The organism is Streptomyces sp. NPDC059906 (genome assembly GCF_042730645.1).
GTDB classification, from domain to species: domain Bacteria; phylum Actinomycetota; class Actinomycetes; order Streptomycetales; family Streptomycetaceae; genus Streptomyces; species Streptomyces rubrogriseus.
Map to the genome: position 1 here is coordinate 25,694 of NZ_JBHWKU010000023.1, position 14,796 is coordinate 40,489.

Sequence of the window (14,796 nt, forward strand, 5' to 3'; positions counted from 1 at the left end):
CATGTCCTCACTCAGCCAAGACAGCCCGTCCGCCGCCGCCCCCGACATCCTGGTCACCGGCGCCAGCGGCTTCATCGGCGGTCACCTGGTGCACCGCCTGGCCGAGCGCGGGCACCGCGTCCGCGTCCTGGCGCGCTCCACGAGCGACCGTGCGGCCTTCGCCGGGGCCGCCGCCCAGATCACCGTCGGCGACCTCGGTGACACCGACAGCCTGCGCCGGGCCACCACGGGCATCCGCCACGTCTACAACTGCGCCGGACTCTCGGCCGACTGGGGCCCCTGGGACCGGTTCCGCGCGGTCAACGTGGACGGCGCGCGGAACCTCGTCGAGGCGGCCCACGAGGCCGGGACGGTCGAGCGCCTGGTCCACCTCAGCACCACCGACGTCTACGGCTACCCCGAGCGGCCCTGCGACGAGAGAACCGCCCCGCGCGACATCGGCCTGCCCTACAACCGCAGCAAGATGCTCGGCGAGGCCGCCGTGTGGGCCGCCGCCGAACGCACCGGCCAGCCGGTCACGGTGGTCCGTCCGGTCTCCGTCTACGGCCCCGGCAGCAAGGACTTCGTGATCGAGATCGCGAACCTGCTGCTGGGCAAGCAGATGGTCTACATCCGCGGCGGCCGGGTGCCGGCCGGGCTGCTCTACGTCTCCAACGCCGTGGACGGCATCATCGCCGCCGCGACCGGCGAGCACACCGCGGGCCGCGCCTACAACCTGCGCGACCCGCACGACACCACCTGGCGCGAGTACGTCGAGGCACTCGCCGACGGCATGGGCGTCAAGGCCCCCTGGCTGAGCCTGCCCACGCCCGTCGCCACCGCCGTCGCCACCGTCTCCGAGAAGCTGTGGGGCGCCCTGCGCGTCAACTCCCGGCCCGTGCTGACCCGGCACGCCGTCCACCTCTTCGACCGCGACCAGTCCTACCCGATCGGGCGGGCCCAGGAGGAGCTGGGCTTCAAGGGCGAGGTCGACTTCCAGGAGGGCATGCGGCGCACCGTCGCCTGGCTCGACTCGCCCGAGGGGCGCGCCCATGTCGCCCGCTGACCTGCTCTCCCAGCGGTCCGCCTGGTTCCCCCGCCCCGTCGCGGCACCGGCCGCCGAGCCGCCCGACCCGGCGGCCGCCCCGCTGCGCCTGGTCTGCTTCCCCTACGCCGGGGGGACGGTCTCCGCGTTCCGCGGCTGGCAGGAGCACCTGGGCGACGCCGTCGCCGTCATACCCGTACAACTGCCCGGCCGCGGACTGCGCCTGCGCGAGCGGCCGTACGACACCATGGAACCCCTGGCCGAAGCGGTCGCGGACGCCCTGGACGAGCACCGGCTCACCCACGACTACGCGCTGTTCGGGCACAGCATGGGTGCCCTGCTCGCCTACGAGGTGGCCTGCGTGCTGCGCCGGCGCGGGGCGCCGCGGCCCCGGCACCTGTTCGTCTCCGGCAGCCGGGCCCCGCACCTGTACGGCGACCGCGCCGACCACACCCTGTCCGACACCGCCCTGCGCGAGGTCATCCGGGACCTGGGCGGCCTCGACGACGCGGACACCCTGGGCGCCGCCTACTTCGACCGCAGGCTCCCGGTGCTCCGCGCCGACCTGCGCGCCTGCGAGCGCTACGACTGGCACCCACGGCCGCCGCTGGACTGCCCGACGACCGCGTTCTCCGCCGCCGCCGACCCCATCGCCACCCCGGAGATGGTCGAGGCCTGGCGGCCCTACACCACCGGCTCGTTCCTGCGGCGCCACCTGCCGGGCAACCACTTCTTCCTGAACGGCGGCCCGTCCCGCGACCGGCTGCTCGCCCACCTGGGCACCGAACTCGACGTCCTCGGCACCACCCCGCACAGGAAGGCAACTAGGGAAGCAACATGGACATTCTGAGCCTGGCCAAGAGCGTCGGCAGTCGCGTCGAGGCGCCGCTGACCGACCTGCGCACCGTGACCAAGGTGCTCGGCAACCCGCACATGCCGCTGCTCCTGGCCCTGTCCAAGGGCTTCGTCGAGCCGGTGTACCGGGCCGCCTTCCTGGCCTCGGCGGCGAGTTCGGGCGTGCTCGCCGCCCTCGCCGTACGCCCCTGCGACCTTCAGTCGCTGGCGGAACGGCTCGACATCGCCGACGAGGACCTGCCGCGCCTCAAGGAGTGGCTGGACATGGGCATCCGCCTCGGCGACCTCACCAGGCGCGAGGGCTGCTACAAGCTGCGCAGCCTGCCCGCCAAGGCGCTCGCCCAGCCCGGCAACGACGCGATCGCCGCCGCGCTGGAGGAGGTCCTGCGCTTCCACGTGCCCGCACTGCTGAACGGCCCCCGCATGCTGCGCGAGGGCCGCCGCTTCTCCCTGGACGACCAGGACGGCCTGGTCATCGCACGCTCCACCCGGGTGATCCAGCCGCTGGTCGAGGAGGCCATCGCCCGCACCCTGGACCGGAACGCGCCCGTACGGCTCCTGGAGGTCGGCTGCGGCAGCGGCACCTACGTCCGCTACGCCGCCGAGCTGAATCCCCGCCTGTCGGCGCTCGCCGTCGACCTCCAGCAGGACGTGGCCGACAGCGCCGCGGCGAACATGGCCGAGTGGGGGCTGACCGACCGGGTCGAGACCCGGCAGGCCGACCTGCGCACCCTCGACGCGCAGCCCCAGTTCGACCTGGTCACCCTGCACAACAACATCTACTACTTCCCCGAGGCCGAGCGGGTCGACGCCCTGCGCCGGGCCCACGACCTGCTGGCACCCGGGGGCAGGCTGCTGCTCACCACCTCGTGCAAGGGCGGGAACGTCGGCCTTGAGGCGCTCAACCTCTGGTTCACCTACGCCGACTTCGGCGGCCCGCTGCCGCAGGCCGACGCACTGGCGGACCAGCTCCGCCAGGCGGGGTTCGACGACGTCGAGGCCACCCGGATCGTCCCGGGCGAGCAGTTCCACGCCTTCACGGGCACCAGCAAGCGCGTCGCGCACGCCTGACCGCCGAGGAGACACACCCGCCATGGACACGCACGTCAGCGACTCGACGACCGCCGCCGGAGCAGGCGAACGCCCCGCGGGCCCGGTCGCCGGCCCGGCCGGACACGCCGCCTGTGTCGTCACCCTGGGCGCGGGCGGCCCGGCCGGAGACCACCGGGGGGAACTGGGCGGCAAGGGCACCCGCCTCGCCGAGCTCTTTGCGGCCGGGCTGCCCGTCCCGCCCGCCTTCTGCCTGACCACCGCCCTCTTCGACGCCTACCTGCGGGAGACCGGGATCGCCGCCGAGGCGGCGGGCGCCGACCCCGCCACCATGCGCGAACGCATCCTGGGTACCCGGATGCCCGCCGCGATCGCGGACGCCGTCCTCGACGCCTACGGCAGCATGGGCCGCCCCCGCGTGGCCGTGCGCTCCTCCGGACTGCGGGAGGACTCCGCCGCACAGTCCTTCGCCGGCCAGCACGACACGGTCCTCGACGTCAGCGGCGACGAGGACGTGCTGGACGCGGTGCTGCGCTGCTGGGCCTCCCTGTGGTCCGACCGCGCCACCGTCTACCGGGACACCGACGCCCCCGACTCCCTCGCCGTGGTCGTCCAGGAGATGATCCACACCGACGTCAGCGGCGTGATGTTCACCGTCGACCCGGTCAACCCCCGCCCGCACCGCCTCGTCGTGGAGGCCTGCCAGGGCCTGGGCGAAGGGCTGGTCTCCGGGCAGGTCTCCAGCGACTTCTTCGTCGTCGACGACGAGAAACTGGAGGTCGTCGAGGAACGGGTGCGCTACAAGGTCACCAAGTGCGCGCCGCTGGAGCCCGGCCGCATCGGCATGACGAAGGTCGACGCCGCATCCCGCAGCGTCCCCTGCCTCACCCACGACCAGCTGCGCGAACTCGGCGCCCTCGCCGTCCGCATCCGCGACCTGTACGGCAGCGAGCAGGACATCGAGTGGGGCGTGCGCGACGGCGTCTTCCACCTGTTCCAGACCCGGCCGATCACCACCCGGCCCGCCGCCCCCGCGGCCCCGTCCGGCGCGCTCAGCCCCTACGTCGCCCCGCAGCCGGAGCCGATCCTGAACGGCACCCTGTGGTCGCGCATGGACATCGGGGAGATCTTCGTCGGCCTGATGACCCCGCTCGGCCTCAGCTTCGCCCGCTACTACCAGCGCAACGTCCACACCGACTGCGCGGGCGCCCTCGGCGTGCGCGACACCGGCGACGCGGACCTGCACATGGGCTTCTACCAGGGCCACGTCTACCTCAACATCTCCTACAGCTCCTACCTGCTGGCCCAGTGCCTGCCCACCCGCGACCAGCGCCACTTCACCAGCCGCTTCGTCAGCGAGGAGGTCGACCTCGCCGACTACGAGAACCCGTTCGGCACCTTCCCCGGCGGCATGGAGGACCTGCTCTCCACCGTCCACTGGCTGCAGCACACGGCCCGTGAGATGACGCAGATGAAGTCCCGCTCCCAGCAGATGGTCGACGCCCGGCTCTACGAGTTCGACCGGGCCCGCGGCCTCGACCTGACCCGGATGAGCAGGCGCGAACTGCACGGCGAACTCCACCGCGACCTCGCCTGGTTCCACGACATGCACATCGGCTACATGCCGTACTACATCAACGCGTTCGCCTTCTACGGCCTGCTCACCGAGCTGTGCGCCCGCTGGCTCGGCAGCGACGGGGTGGGCCTGCAGAACCGCGTCAAGACCGACATGTCCAGCCTGCGCACCGTCGAGTCGGCCAAGGAGGTCTGGTCGGTCGCCCAGGCCGCCAAGAACGACCCGGCCGTCCTGCGGATCATCAAGGACGAACCGCTGGAGGACATCGCCCGGCTGCTGCGCGAGGACCCCGCGGGACAGCGCTTCTGGGACCGGCACATGGAGCCGTTCCTGCGCGCCAACGGCACCCGCGGCCACCAGGAGATGGAGATCACCCACCCGAGGTGGATCGACGACCCCTCCTACATCTTCCAGATGATCCGGCGCTACGTCGCCGACGGCTTCTCCATCGACGACATCCTCCGCCGCAGCAGCGGCTGGTCCGACGACTCCCGCGAGGTGCTGGACCGGCTGCCGATGCCCAAGCGCCAGGTCCTGGACACCGTCATCTCCCTGTACGCCCTGTGCAGCGAACTGCGGGAGACCACCCGGATGTCCATGATCACGTCCATCTGGCTGGTGCGGAACGTGGTCTACGAGGTCGGCCGGCGCCTGGTCGCCGACGGTGTCCTGCACTCCGCGGACGAGATAGCCCACCTGGACTTCGAGGACGTGCGCCGCTACCTCGCCGGCGACGAGGCCGCCGTACGGGTCTTCGACCGGGCCCGCATCGACGCCGCCCGCCGGCTGCACGAGCACAACAAGCGGCTCCCGGAACCTCCGTTGACCTTCGTCGGCGTGCACGACATCACCGCCTCGGTCCGGCCCGCCGCCGACGGCGCCCGGCTGGACGGTCTCGCCGCCAGCCCCGGACGGATCCTGGGCCGCGCCCGCATCGTCGAGGACCTGGTGTGGCAGGCCGACGAGTTCGAGGCCGGGGAGATCCTCGTGACCCGGTACACCGACGCCTCCTGGACGCCGCTGTTCGCCATCGCGGGCGGGGTCGTCACCGACATCGGGTCGATGCTCTCGCACAGTTCCATCGTGGCCCGCGAGTTCCACGTCCCGTCGGTGGTGAACACCAAGGACGCCACCCAGCGCATCAACACCGGCGACCTGATCGTGGTGGACGGCGACGCGGGCACGGTCGAGGTCGTCGAGAGCGCGGACACCGACCCGCAGGGCCCGCCCGGGGCCGCCGAGACCCCGGCCGCAGCCACCACCGACTGAGCCGGCCACCGCCGCAACACCGGACCGCGACCGCCCCCGCCGAGGGGCGGACCACACCCCAGACGGGAGACGACCCGATGATCCCCAACCAGTGGTATCCCATCGTCGAGGCGCAGGAGGTGGGCAACGACAAACCGCTCGGCCTGCGCCGCATGGGCCAGGACCTCGTGCTCTGGCGCGACATCGACGGCAACCTCGTCTGCCAGGGCGCCCGCTGCCCGCACAAGGGCGCCAACCTCGGCGACGGCCGCATGAAGGGCAACACCATCGAATGCCCGTACCACGGCTTCCGCTACGGAGCCGACGGTGCCTGCCGGGTGATCCCGGCGATGGGCTCCGAGGCCCGCATCCCCGGCTCGCTGCGGGTGCCCGCCTACCCGGTCCGGGAGCAGTTCGGCCTGGTGTGGATGTGGTGGGGCGACGAGCGCCCGGCGGCCGACCTGCCGCCGGTGGCGGCCCCGGCCGAGGTGACGGACAACCGCAAGCTGTACGCCACCAAGCGCTGGACCCGCCCGGTGCACTACACCCGTTACATCGAGAGCCTGCTCGAGTTCTACCACGTGACCTACGTGCACCGGGACCACTGGTTCAACTACATCGACTACCTGCTCCTGTACGGCACCCCGAGCAAGTTCGGCCTCGACGGCCGCGAGCGGTACCTGGCCGCCACCCGGATCACCAACCACCGGGTGGAGACGGAGGCGGAGGGGCAGACCATCCGCTACTCCTTCGACCACTGCCAGGAGGACGACCCCGCCAACACCACCCACTACGTCATCACGTTCACCTTCCCGTGCATGGTGCACGTGCAGACCGAGCAGTTCGAGACCACCTCCTGGCTGGTGCCCATCGACGACCAGAACACCGAGCACATCCTGCGCTGGTACGAGTACGAACAGGTCAAGCCCGTCCTGAGGTTCGAACCGCTGCGCCGTCTGCTGCCCTGGGCGTCCCTCTACATGGAGAAGTGGGTGCAGGACCCCCAGGACGTCCGCATCATGGAACACCAGGAACCCAAGATCAGCGCCGGTGGCGTGAACAAGTTCATCCCCGTCGACGAGATGAACGCCAAGTACATCTCGATGCGCGCCAAGCTGATCGCGGACGCCTCCGCCGCGCCCTCGTCACCGGCACGGGAGGCGGAGCCCGAGCCGGAGACGGCGGGGCGGGGCGGAACACCGGCCCGTGCCACGGGCAACGGCAGGGGCGCGGGCGGCACCCGACGCGGCACCAAGCCCAAGGAGGACGCCGCCGCGCGCCCGTAGGACCGAAGACGGGGGACGGACAAAGAGAGCGAGAGTGAGAGATGTACGGCGGATACGACGCGTCGACCGGACCCAAGGCCCTGGTGACGGCCTTCAACACCGTCGCCGTGGCCGGCGCCGTGTGGTTCCTGTTCGGCGGTGCGGACACCGTGGCCGACTGGTTCGGCACCGACTTCGACGAGGCGGCGACCCTGCGCCGGGTCCTGCTGGCGACCCTGTCGGTGCTCTACCTGCTGCGCTTCATCGCCACGAACTTCGTGATGCTCCAGCGCAAGATGGAGTGGTCGGAGTCGGCCACCATCGGGATCTGGGTCCTGGTGATCCACGGCACGATGGCGTACTTCGGCGGCACCAACGACGCCGGCGTGAGCGTGTTCACCTGGCTGGGCGTCGTGCTGTACTTCCTCGGGTCCTACCTGAACACGGGGTCGGAGTACCAGCGCAAACTCTGGAAGAAGCGCCCGGAGAACAAGGGCAAGCTCTACACCGAAGGCCTGTTCAAGCACTCGATGCACATCAACTACTTCGGTGACGCCGTGCTCTTCTCCGGGTTCGCGCTGGTCACGGGCACCCCGTGGGCCTTCGCCATCCCCCTGATCATGGTCTGCATGTTCGTCTTCCTGAACATCCCCATGCTCGACAAGTACCTCGCCGAGCGATACGGCGAGGCCTTCGACGAGTACGCGTCCCGGACGGCGAAGTTCGTCCCCTACGTGTACTGACCCAGCCCGCCACGCGCGTACGGCGGCCGCCCCGGGCGAGGGCGCCGCCGTACCGCGCGGCACCCACAGACCCCCTCCACAGATCCGAGACGAGGCACGTATGACCGGAGACATCCCCTTCGGAGAGGCCGAGGCGTCCCTGACCGCCGAGGTGCTGCGCGAGGTCCTGGCCGGCGGCGCCGAGGCGTTCGCCCGGCTGACCTCCGACGAGGGCGCCGTCGACGACTTCGGCTTCGACCCGGAGCTGACCGACGACTACCTGCTCCCCGCCCTGCGCCTGCTGTACGAGAGGTACTTCCGGGTCGACCTGGAGGGCCTGGAGAACGTGCCGGCCGAGGGGGGCGCACTGCTGGTCGCCAACCACTCCGGCACCCTGCCGCTCGACGCCCTGATGCTCCAGGTGGCGCTGCACGACCACCACAGCACGCACCGCAGGCTCCGGCTGCTCGCCGCCGACCTGGCCTTCGACCTCCCCGTCGTCCGCGACCTCGCCCGCAAGGCCGGCCACGTACGCGCCTGCCCCGAGAACGCGCTGCGGCTGCTCGGCTCCGGTGAACTGGTCGGCGTGATGCCGGAGGGCTACAAGGGGCTCGGCAAGCCCTTCGAGGAGCGCTACCGGCTGCAGCGCTTCGGCCGGGGAGGCTTCGCGGCGGTGGCGCTGCGGTCGCGGCGCCCCATGGTGCCGTGCTCGATCGTCGGCGCCGAGGAGATCTACCCGATGATCGGCTCGGCCCCCACCCTGGCCCGGATGCTGAAGCTGCCGTACTTCCCGATCACCCCGACCTTCCCGCTGCTGGGCGCGCTGGGCCTGATCCCGATGCCGACCAAGTGGACCATCCGCTTCGGTGCCCCGATCCACACGGACGGCTTCCCCGAGGACGCCGCGGAGGACCCGCTGGTGGTCGAGAAGCTCGCCGGCGAGGTGAAGGACACCATCCAGCACACGCTCAACGAGATGCTGGAGGGCCGCGGCTCCCCGTTCGTCTGAGGACCGCGGCTCCCGGTTCGCCCGAGGCCTGTCCCTCGCGTCCGGGGCCCGGCTCAGCCCCCCGCCGACGATCCCCGGCGGCAGATGCTGCGAACGCTGGCGAAGGCCAGAACGGCGAGGCCGACGAGCGTGACGCCGCCGCCGACCAGCTCCGCGGACAGATGCATGGGATCTCCCTCAGGGGGACGACGGACGGTGATGGTCATATAGCCATGCGAACCCCGCCGTCCGGGCGATCCGCAGCCGCACCGCCCCGCGAATTCACCCGTAGAGCAGACCGGGGAGGCCCGGGAGGGGTGGCGATTGGGTGGTCGCGCGTTCGAACGCTTACGATCCTCTGTTGTGTCCAAACTGACCGACGTGCCCAAGCGGATCCTCATCGGGCGCGCACTGCGCAGCGACCGGCTGGGCGAAACGCTCCTGCCGAAGCGCATCGCGCTTCCCGTGTTCGCGTCCGACCCGCTGTCCTCCGTGGCGTACGCGCCCGGCGAGGTGCTGCTCGTCCTGTCCATCGCGGGCGTGTCGGCCTACCACTTCAGCCCGTGGATCGCGGTCGCGGTCGTGGTCCTGATGTTCACCGTGGTCGCCTCCTACCGGCAGAACGTGCACGCCTACCCGAGCGGCGGCGGCGACTACGAGGTGGCCACCACGAACCTCGGGCCCAAGGCCGGTCTGACCGTCGCCAGCGCCCTGCTGGTCGACTACGTCCTGACCGTCGCGGTCTCCATCTCCTCCGGCATCGAGAACCTGGGCTCGGCGATCCCCTTCGTCGTCGAGCACAAGGTCCTGTGCGCGGTCGCCGTGATCCTGCTGCTCACGCTGATGAACCTGCGCGGGGTCAGGGAGTCGGGCACCCTGTTCGCGATTCCGACGTACGTCTTCGTCGCGGGCGTCTTCATCATGATCGTGTGGGGGGCGTTCCGCGGACTGGTCCTGGACGACACCATGCGCGCCCCGACCGCGGACTACCAGATCAAACCCGAGCACGGCGGCCTGGCCGGCTTCGCCCTGATCTTCCTGCTCCTGCGGGCCTTCTCCTCCGGCTGCGCCGCGCTCACCGGCGTCGAGGCGATCTCCAACGGCGTCCCGGCCTTCCGCAAGCCCAAGTCCAAGAACGCGGGGAACACCCTCGCGATGATGGGCCTGCTGGCCGTCACCATGTTCTGCGGCATCATCGCGCTGGCCTCCGCGACCGACGTGCGGATGTCGGAGAACCCGGCCACCGAGCTCTTCCACAACGGCGTCGCGGTCGGCGCGGACTACGTCCAGCACCCGGTGATCTCGCAGGTCGCCGAGGCGGTCTTCGGCGAGGGCAGCTTCCTGTTCATCGTGCTGGCCGCCGCCACCGCGCTGGTCCTCTTCCTCGCCGCCAACACCGCGTACAACGGCTTCCCGCTGCTCGGCTCGATCCTCGCCCAGGACCGCTACCTGCCGCGCCAGCTGCACACCCGCGGCGACCGCCTGGCCTTCTCCAACGGCATCGTGCTCCTGGCCGGGGCCGCCATGCTCCTGGTCGTCGTCTACGGCGCCGACTCGACCCGGCTGATCCAGCTCTACATCGTCGGCGTCTTCGTGTCCTTCACGCTCAGCCAGATCGGCATGGTCCGCCACTGGAACCGCAACCTGGCCGCCGAGCGCGACCAGGCCGCCCGGCGCCGCATGATCCGCTCCCGCGCGATCAACACCTTCGGCGCCTTCTTCACCGGCCTCGTCCTGGTGGTGGTCCTGGCGACCAAGTTCACGCACGGCGCCTGGGTCGCGCTGCTCGGCATGTGCATCTTCTTCGCGACGATGACGGCGATCCGCAAGCACTACGACCGGGTCGCCGAGGAGATCGCGGCCCCGGAGGACCCCGAGGAGGCACAGAGCGACGACATGGTGCGCCCCTCACGCGTCCACTCGGTGGTCCTGATCTCCAAGATCCACCGCCCCACGCTCCGTGCCCTCGCCTACGCCAAGCTCATGCGCTCCGACAGCCTGGAGGCGCTCAGCGTCAACGTCGACCCGGCCGAGACGAAGGCGCTGCGCGAGGAGTGGGAGCGCCGGGGCATCGCCGTACCGCTGAAGGTCCTGGACTCGCCGTACCGCGAGATCACGCGGCCGGTCATCGAGTACGTCAAGAGCCTGCGCAAGGAGTCCCCGCGCGACGCGGTCGCGGTGATCATACCCGAGTACGTGGTCGGCCACTGGTACGAGCACCTGCTGCACAACCAGAGCGCCCTGCGCCTCAAGGGCCGCCTGCTGTTCACCCCCGGCGTCATGGTCACCTCCGTCCCCTACCAGCTGGAGTCCTCCGAGGCCGCCAGGCGCCGGGCCCGCAAGCGCCAGGACTGGAGCGCGCCGGGTGCGGTGCGGCGCGGACCGGCCCAGCACCCCCACCAGGACCGTCCGAAGGACTCCTCCTCGTCCACGTAGACTGGTCGGCTGTTGTCCTTTGTCGCCCCCGTTCTCTGGAGTCACCCCGCCATGCAGGCAGAACCGAAGAAGTCGCAGGCGGAGTCGCGAGCGGGCGGGCAGCCGGCCCCCCAGGCGGTCTCGCTGGTGGGCGAGGAGTACGAGGTCGAGGTCGGCCCCGTCGCCCACGGCGGCCACTGCATCGCCCGCACGTCCGAGGGCCAGGTGCTGTTCGTCCGGCACACGCTGCCGGGCGAGCGGGTCGTGGCCCGGGTGACGGAGGGCGAGGAGGGTGCCCGCTTCCTGCGGGCGGACGCGGTCGAGATCCTGGACCCCTCCAAGGACCGCATCGAGGCCCCCTGCCCCTTCGCCGGCCCCGGCCGCTGCGGCGGCTGCGACTGGCAGCACGCCAAGCCGGGCGCCCAGCGCCGTCTGAAGGGCGAGGTCGTCGCCGAGCAGCTGCAGCGCCTGGCGGGCCTCACTCCGGAGGAGGCCGGCTGGGACGGCACGGTGATGCCGGCCGAGGGCGACAAGCTGCCCGCCGGCCAGGTCCCGTCGTGGCGCACGCGGGTGCAGTACGCGGTGGACGCCGACGGTCGCGCCGGTCTGCGCCGCCACCGCTCCCACGAGGTCGAGCCGATCGACCACTGCATGATCGCGGCGGAGGGCGTCAGCGAGCTGGGCATCGAGGCGCGTGACTGGCCCGGCATGGCGTCCATCGAGGCGATCGCGGCGACGGGCTCCCAGGACCGCCAGGTCATCCTGACCCCGCGCCCCGGCGCCCGCCTCCCCATCGTCGAGCTGGACCGCCCGGTCTCGGTCATGCGCGTCGGCGAGAAGGACGGCGGCGTCCACCGCGTCCACGGCCGCCCCTTCGTCCGCGAGCGCGCCGACGACCGCACCTACCGCGTCGGCTCCGGCGGCTTCTGGCAGGTCCACCCGAAGGCCGCCGACACCCTGGTGACCGCGGTCATGCAGGGCCTGCTGCCCCGCAAGGGCGACATGGCCCTGGACCTCTACTGCGGCGTCGGCCTCTTCGCCGGCGCCCTGGCCGACCGCGTCGGGGACCAGGGAGCGGTCCTCGGCATCGAGTCGGGCAAGCGCGCCGTCGAGGACGCCCGCCACAACCTCGCCGCCTTCGACCGCGTCCGCATCGAGCAGGGCAAGGTCGAGTCCGTCCTCCCCCGCACGGGCATCGACGAGGTCGACCTGATCGTCCTGGACCCGCCCCGCGCGGGGGCGGGCCGCAAGACGGTCCAGCACCTCGCGTCCCTGGGGGCGCGACGCATCGCCTACGTGGCGTGCGACCCGGCGGCGCTGGCCCGGGACCTGGGGTACTTCCGGGACGGGGGGTACCGGGTGCGGATGCTGCGGGTGTTCGATCTGTTTCCGATGACCCATCATGTGGAGTGCGTGGCGATCCTGGAGCCTGCGGGCAAGGGTGCCTGACCGGCGGAATCGATGACACCTCGACTTCCCGACGACCTCGACGCGAAGCTCACCGAGCGGGCTCGCCGGGAGGGGCGGAGCAAGCAGGAACTCGCCATTGAGGCCATCCGTGACGCGCAGCAGCGTACGTACTGCTCGGTGCTCGGAGCGCGTAGCTCCGTGCCCGGCGCCTCGCTCGCGAAGGTCGGTCAGAGCTGTTCGAATTGGAATGCCTTGATGAAGCAGTCCCGAGGTTGGGCGACGGCGAAGAGGACGCACTCCACGAGCGACTGCGCGGTGAGGGCGTCCTCGGCTCCGCGCGAAGTCGTCTCCCACTCCGCGGAGAGCGGGTCGGCGTTGTCGAAGTCGGGCGGGTAGAGCGAGATCACCCGGACTCCTTGGGAGCGCAGGCGCTTGGAGAGGATCTCGGTGAACCCTGCCTGGGCGCTCTTGGCCGCGTAGAAGGCGTCGTGCGCGTCCGAGCGGTGGTGGCCCGGTGCTCCGCAGGCGGAGACCATCGTCACGACGTCGGGTGTGTCCGAGTTGCGCAGGAGGGGGAGGAAGCTCCTCGTGGTCAGGACCGTGCCGGTGGCGCCGGAGGCGATGGTGTCGACGACGTCGGCGTCGGTTGCCGACAGCAGGTCCGGACCCGTGAGGTAGCGGGAGCCGTTGTTGACGAGTACGTCGACGCGGTCGGTGTGTTCCGCGACGCCGGAGGCGAAGTCGCGGATCGAGGCGGGATCGGTCAGGTCGCAGGCGAAGGCGTGCACCCGCTGGTGTCCGCGGTCGCGGATCTCGTCGCGGACCCGTTGGGCGGCGGCGAGTTGGCGTGCCGAGAGGAAGACCTCGGCGCCGAGGTCCGCGAGGCGGATGGCCAGGGTTCGTCCGAAGTCCCGGCCGGCGGCCGTGATGACGACGCGGTGGTTGTCCCATCTCATGGTGTCGTTCCCCAGTCGCCGGTTCGTGGATCGGGTGGTGCGGTCCGTCGCGGCTCTACGCTATCGGTCATGCTCGCTCACGAACGGTCGTTCACGGTCAATGATGATGTTGAGGTGCCCAGCCCCGGTGCGGACGAGGTCTGGACCGTCGGCGCTGTCATCCTCAATCGGAAGGGTCACGCCTTTGCGCAGAAGCGGAGCCGGGACCGTCGCCTGTTCCCCGGGGCCTGGGACATCGTGGGCGGTCATGTCGAGGAGGGCGAAACGCTTCTGGAGGCACTCGCACGTGAAGTCGAGGAGGAGACCGGCTGGCGCCTGACCCACGTGCGGCGGTTCCTCGGCACCACGACCTGGACGGGGGACGACGGCGGCGGCCTGCGCCACGAGGCCGACTACCTGGTCGAGGTGGACGGCGACCTGGACCACCCGAGGCTGGAATGGTCCAAGCACTCCGCCTACGACTGGTTCGGCCCCGGCGATCTCGCCCGCCTCAAGGAGAACCGCGGACCGGGGGAGTACCTGATCCACGACCTCATCGCGCGGGCCGTCGAAGACCGCCCGGACGACGCTGCCGCCGGCTCGCTCTTCGACTTCCTCCGGGCGGACGCCCTCACCGGCCCGGACCAGCTGCGTGAGCTCTACCCGCAGCCGAACCCGAACGCGCTGCGCAAGGAGACCGACCGCCTGACCGAGGAGACCCGGGCACTGATCGGCTGCTCCTCACTGGTGTTCATCGGCAGTGCGGACCGCGAGGGCCGGGCCGACGTGACGCCACGTGGCGGCCCGGCCGGGTTCGTCTCGGTGCTGGACGAGCAGACCCTGGTGATCCCCGACGCGACCGGCAACAAACGGCTCGACGCCATGCGCAACGTGCTGGAGACCGGGCGCCTTGGGCTGCTCTTCCTCGTCCCCGGGCGCCCGACCACACTGCGGGTCAACGGACTCGCCTGTGTTTCGGCACGCCCGGAACTGCTCGCCCGCCTCACTCCCGTAGGAAAGCCGCCGGTCACCGTGCTGGTGGTGCGGGTCGAGCAAGTCTATCCGCACTGTCCGAAGTCACTGATGCGCGCCGACGCCTGGCGACCGGAACGGTGGGCGTCCGCCGACGCCCAGCCGTCCAGCGCCGAGGTGGCCCTGGCGCAGCTGAACCTGCCCGGCCTGACCCTGGACCAGATCGAGGAGGCCGAACGGGAGTCACTGCGCCTGCGATACGAATGACGACCACGAGTCGATGAGCGCCGACGAGCGCCGATGAGCCCATGGCCGCGGCGGCGACCCCGGGGATCG

Annotated in this window: 11 protein-coding genes and 2 pseudogenes; 12 read left to right on the top strand and 1 reads right to left on the bottom strand. The window is 71.1% G+C overall.

Going from position 1 to position 14,796, the window contains the following annotated elements; genetic code table 11:
- Position 1 precedes the first annotated feature (1 nt).
- From ACFV9J_RS28705 to ACFV9J_RS28750, 10 genes and pseudogenes are all read left to right on the top strand, one after another.
- Positions 2-1,045: an NAD-dependent epimerase/dehydratase family protein gene (locus ACFV9J_RS28705; RefSeq protein WP_385358713.1), complete on the top strand. Its 1,044-nt coding sequence runs from the start codon at positions 2-4 to the stop codon at positions 1,043-1,045.
- Positions 1,032-1,874 (top strand): thioesterase II family protein, encoded by an 843-nt coding sequence (locus tag ACFV9J_RS28710; RefSeq protein ID WP_385358716.1) that lies wholly within the window; start codon positions 1,032-1,034, stop codon positions 1,872-1,874. Before ACFV9J_RS28705 ends, ACFV9J_RS28710 begins: the two co-directional genes overlap by 14 nt.
- A complete protein-coding gene (locus ACFV9J_RS28715) occupies positions 1,862-2,950 on the top strand; it encodes an SAM-dependent methyltransferase (protein WP_385358718.1) in 1,089 nt (362 codons plus the stop codon). The genes ACFV9J_RS28710 and ACFV9J_RS28715 overlap by 13 nt, the downstream gene beginning before the upstream one ends.
- A gap of 22 nt (positions 2,951-2,972) precedes the next feature.
- Positions 2,973-5,774: a PEP/pyruvate-binding domain-containing protein gene (locus tag ACFV9J_RS28720; protein WP_385358720.1), complete on the top strand. Its 2,802-nt coding sequence runs from the start codon at positions 2,973-2,975 to the stop codon at positions 5,772-5,774.
- A 77-nt stretch (positions 5,775-5,851) separates the two neighbouring features.
- Positions 5,852-7,039, top strand: a complete 1,188-nt coding sequence (locus ACFV9J_RS28725; protein ID WP_385358723.1) for a Rieske 2Fe-2S domain-containing protein — start codon at positions 5,852-5,854, stop codon at positions 7,037-7,039.
- A 41-nt stretch (positions 7,040-7,080) separates the two neighbouring features.
- Positions 7,081-7,761 carry a DUF1295 domain-containing protein gene (locus ACFV9J_RS28730; RefSeq protein ID WP_385358726.1) on the top strand — a complete coding sequence of 227 codons (681 nt, stop codon included), beginning with the start codon at positions 7,081-7,083 and terminating at the stop codon, positions 7,759-7,761.
- Positions 7,762-7,861: 100 nt separating this feature from the next.
- Positions 7,862-8,749 carry a lysophospholipid acyltransferase family protein gene (locus tag ACFV9J_RS28735; RefSeq protein ID WP_385358729.1) on the top strand — a complete coding sequence of 296 codons (888 nt, stop codon included), beginning with the start codon at positions 7,862-7,864 and terminating at the stop codon, positions 8,747-8,749.
- 342 nt (positions 8,750-9,091) lie between these two features.
- A complete protein-coding gene (locus tag ACFV9J_RS28740; protein ID WP_385358732.1) occupies positions 9,092-11,164 on the top strand; it encodes an APC family permease in 2,073 nt (690 codons plus the stop codon).
- Between the two features lie 51 nt (positions 11,165-11,215).
- Positions 11,216-12,592, top strand: a complete 1,377-nt coding sequence (locus tag ACFV9J_RS28745) for a class I SAM-dependent RNA methyltransferase (protein WP_385358734.1) — start codon at positions 11,216-11,218, stop codon at positions 12,590-12,592.
- Between the two features lie 12 nt (positions 12,593-12,604).
- Positions 12,605-12,733, top strand: a pseudogene (locus ACFV9J_RS28750) (ribbon-helix-helix protein, CopG family); the annotation flags it as partial.
- Positions 12,734-12,780: 47 nt separating this feature from the next.
- Here ACFV9J_RS28750 and ACFV9J_RS28755 read toward each other — a convergent pair.
- Positions 12,781-13,509: an SDR family oxidoreductase gene (locus ACFV9J_RS28755; protein ID WP_385358736.1), complete on the bottom strand. Its 729-nt coding sequence runs from the start codon at positions 13,507-13,509 to the stop codon at positions 12,781-12,783.
- Between the two features lie 69 nt (positions 13,510-13,578).
- On the opposite strand from ACFV9J_RS28755, the pseudogene ACFV9J_RS28760 reads away from it, so the two are divergent.
- Positions 13,579-14,004, top strand: a pseudogene (locus ACFV9J_RS28760) (NUDIX hydrolase); the annotation flags it as partial.
- A gap of 39 nt (positions 14,005-14,043) precedes the next feature.
- Complete coding sequence (locus tag ACFV9J_RS28765) at positions 14,044-14,727, top strand: MSMEG_1061 family FMN-dependent PPOX-type flavoprotein (RefSeq protein ID WP_385358889.1); 684 nt, start codon at positions 14,044-14,046, stop codon at positions 14,725-14,727.
- The last annotated feature ends 69 nt before the right edge of the window (positions 14,728-14,796 follow it).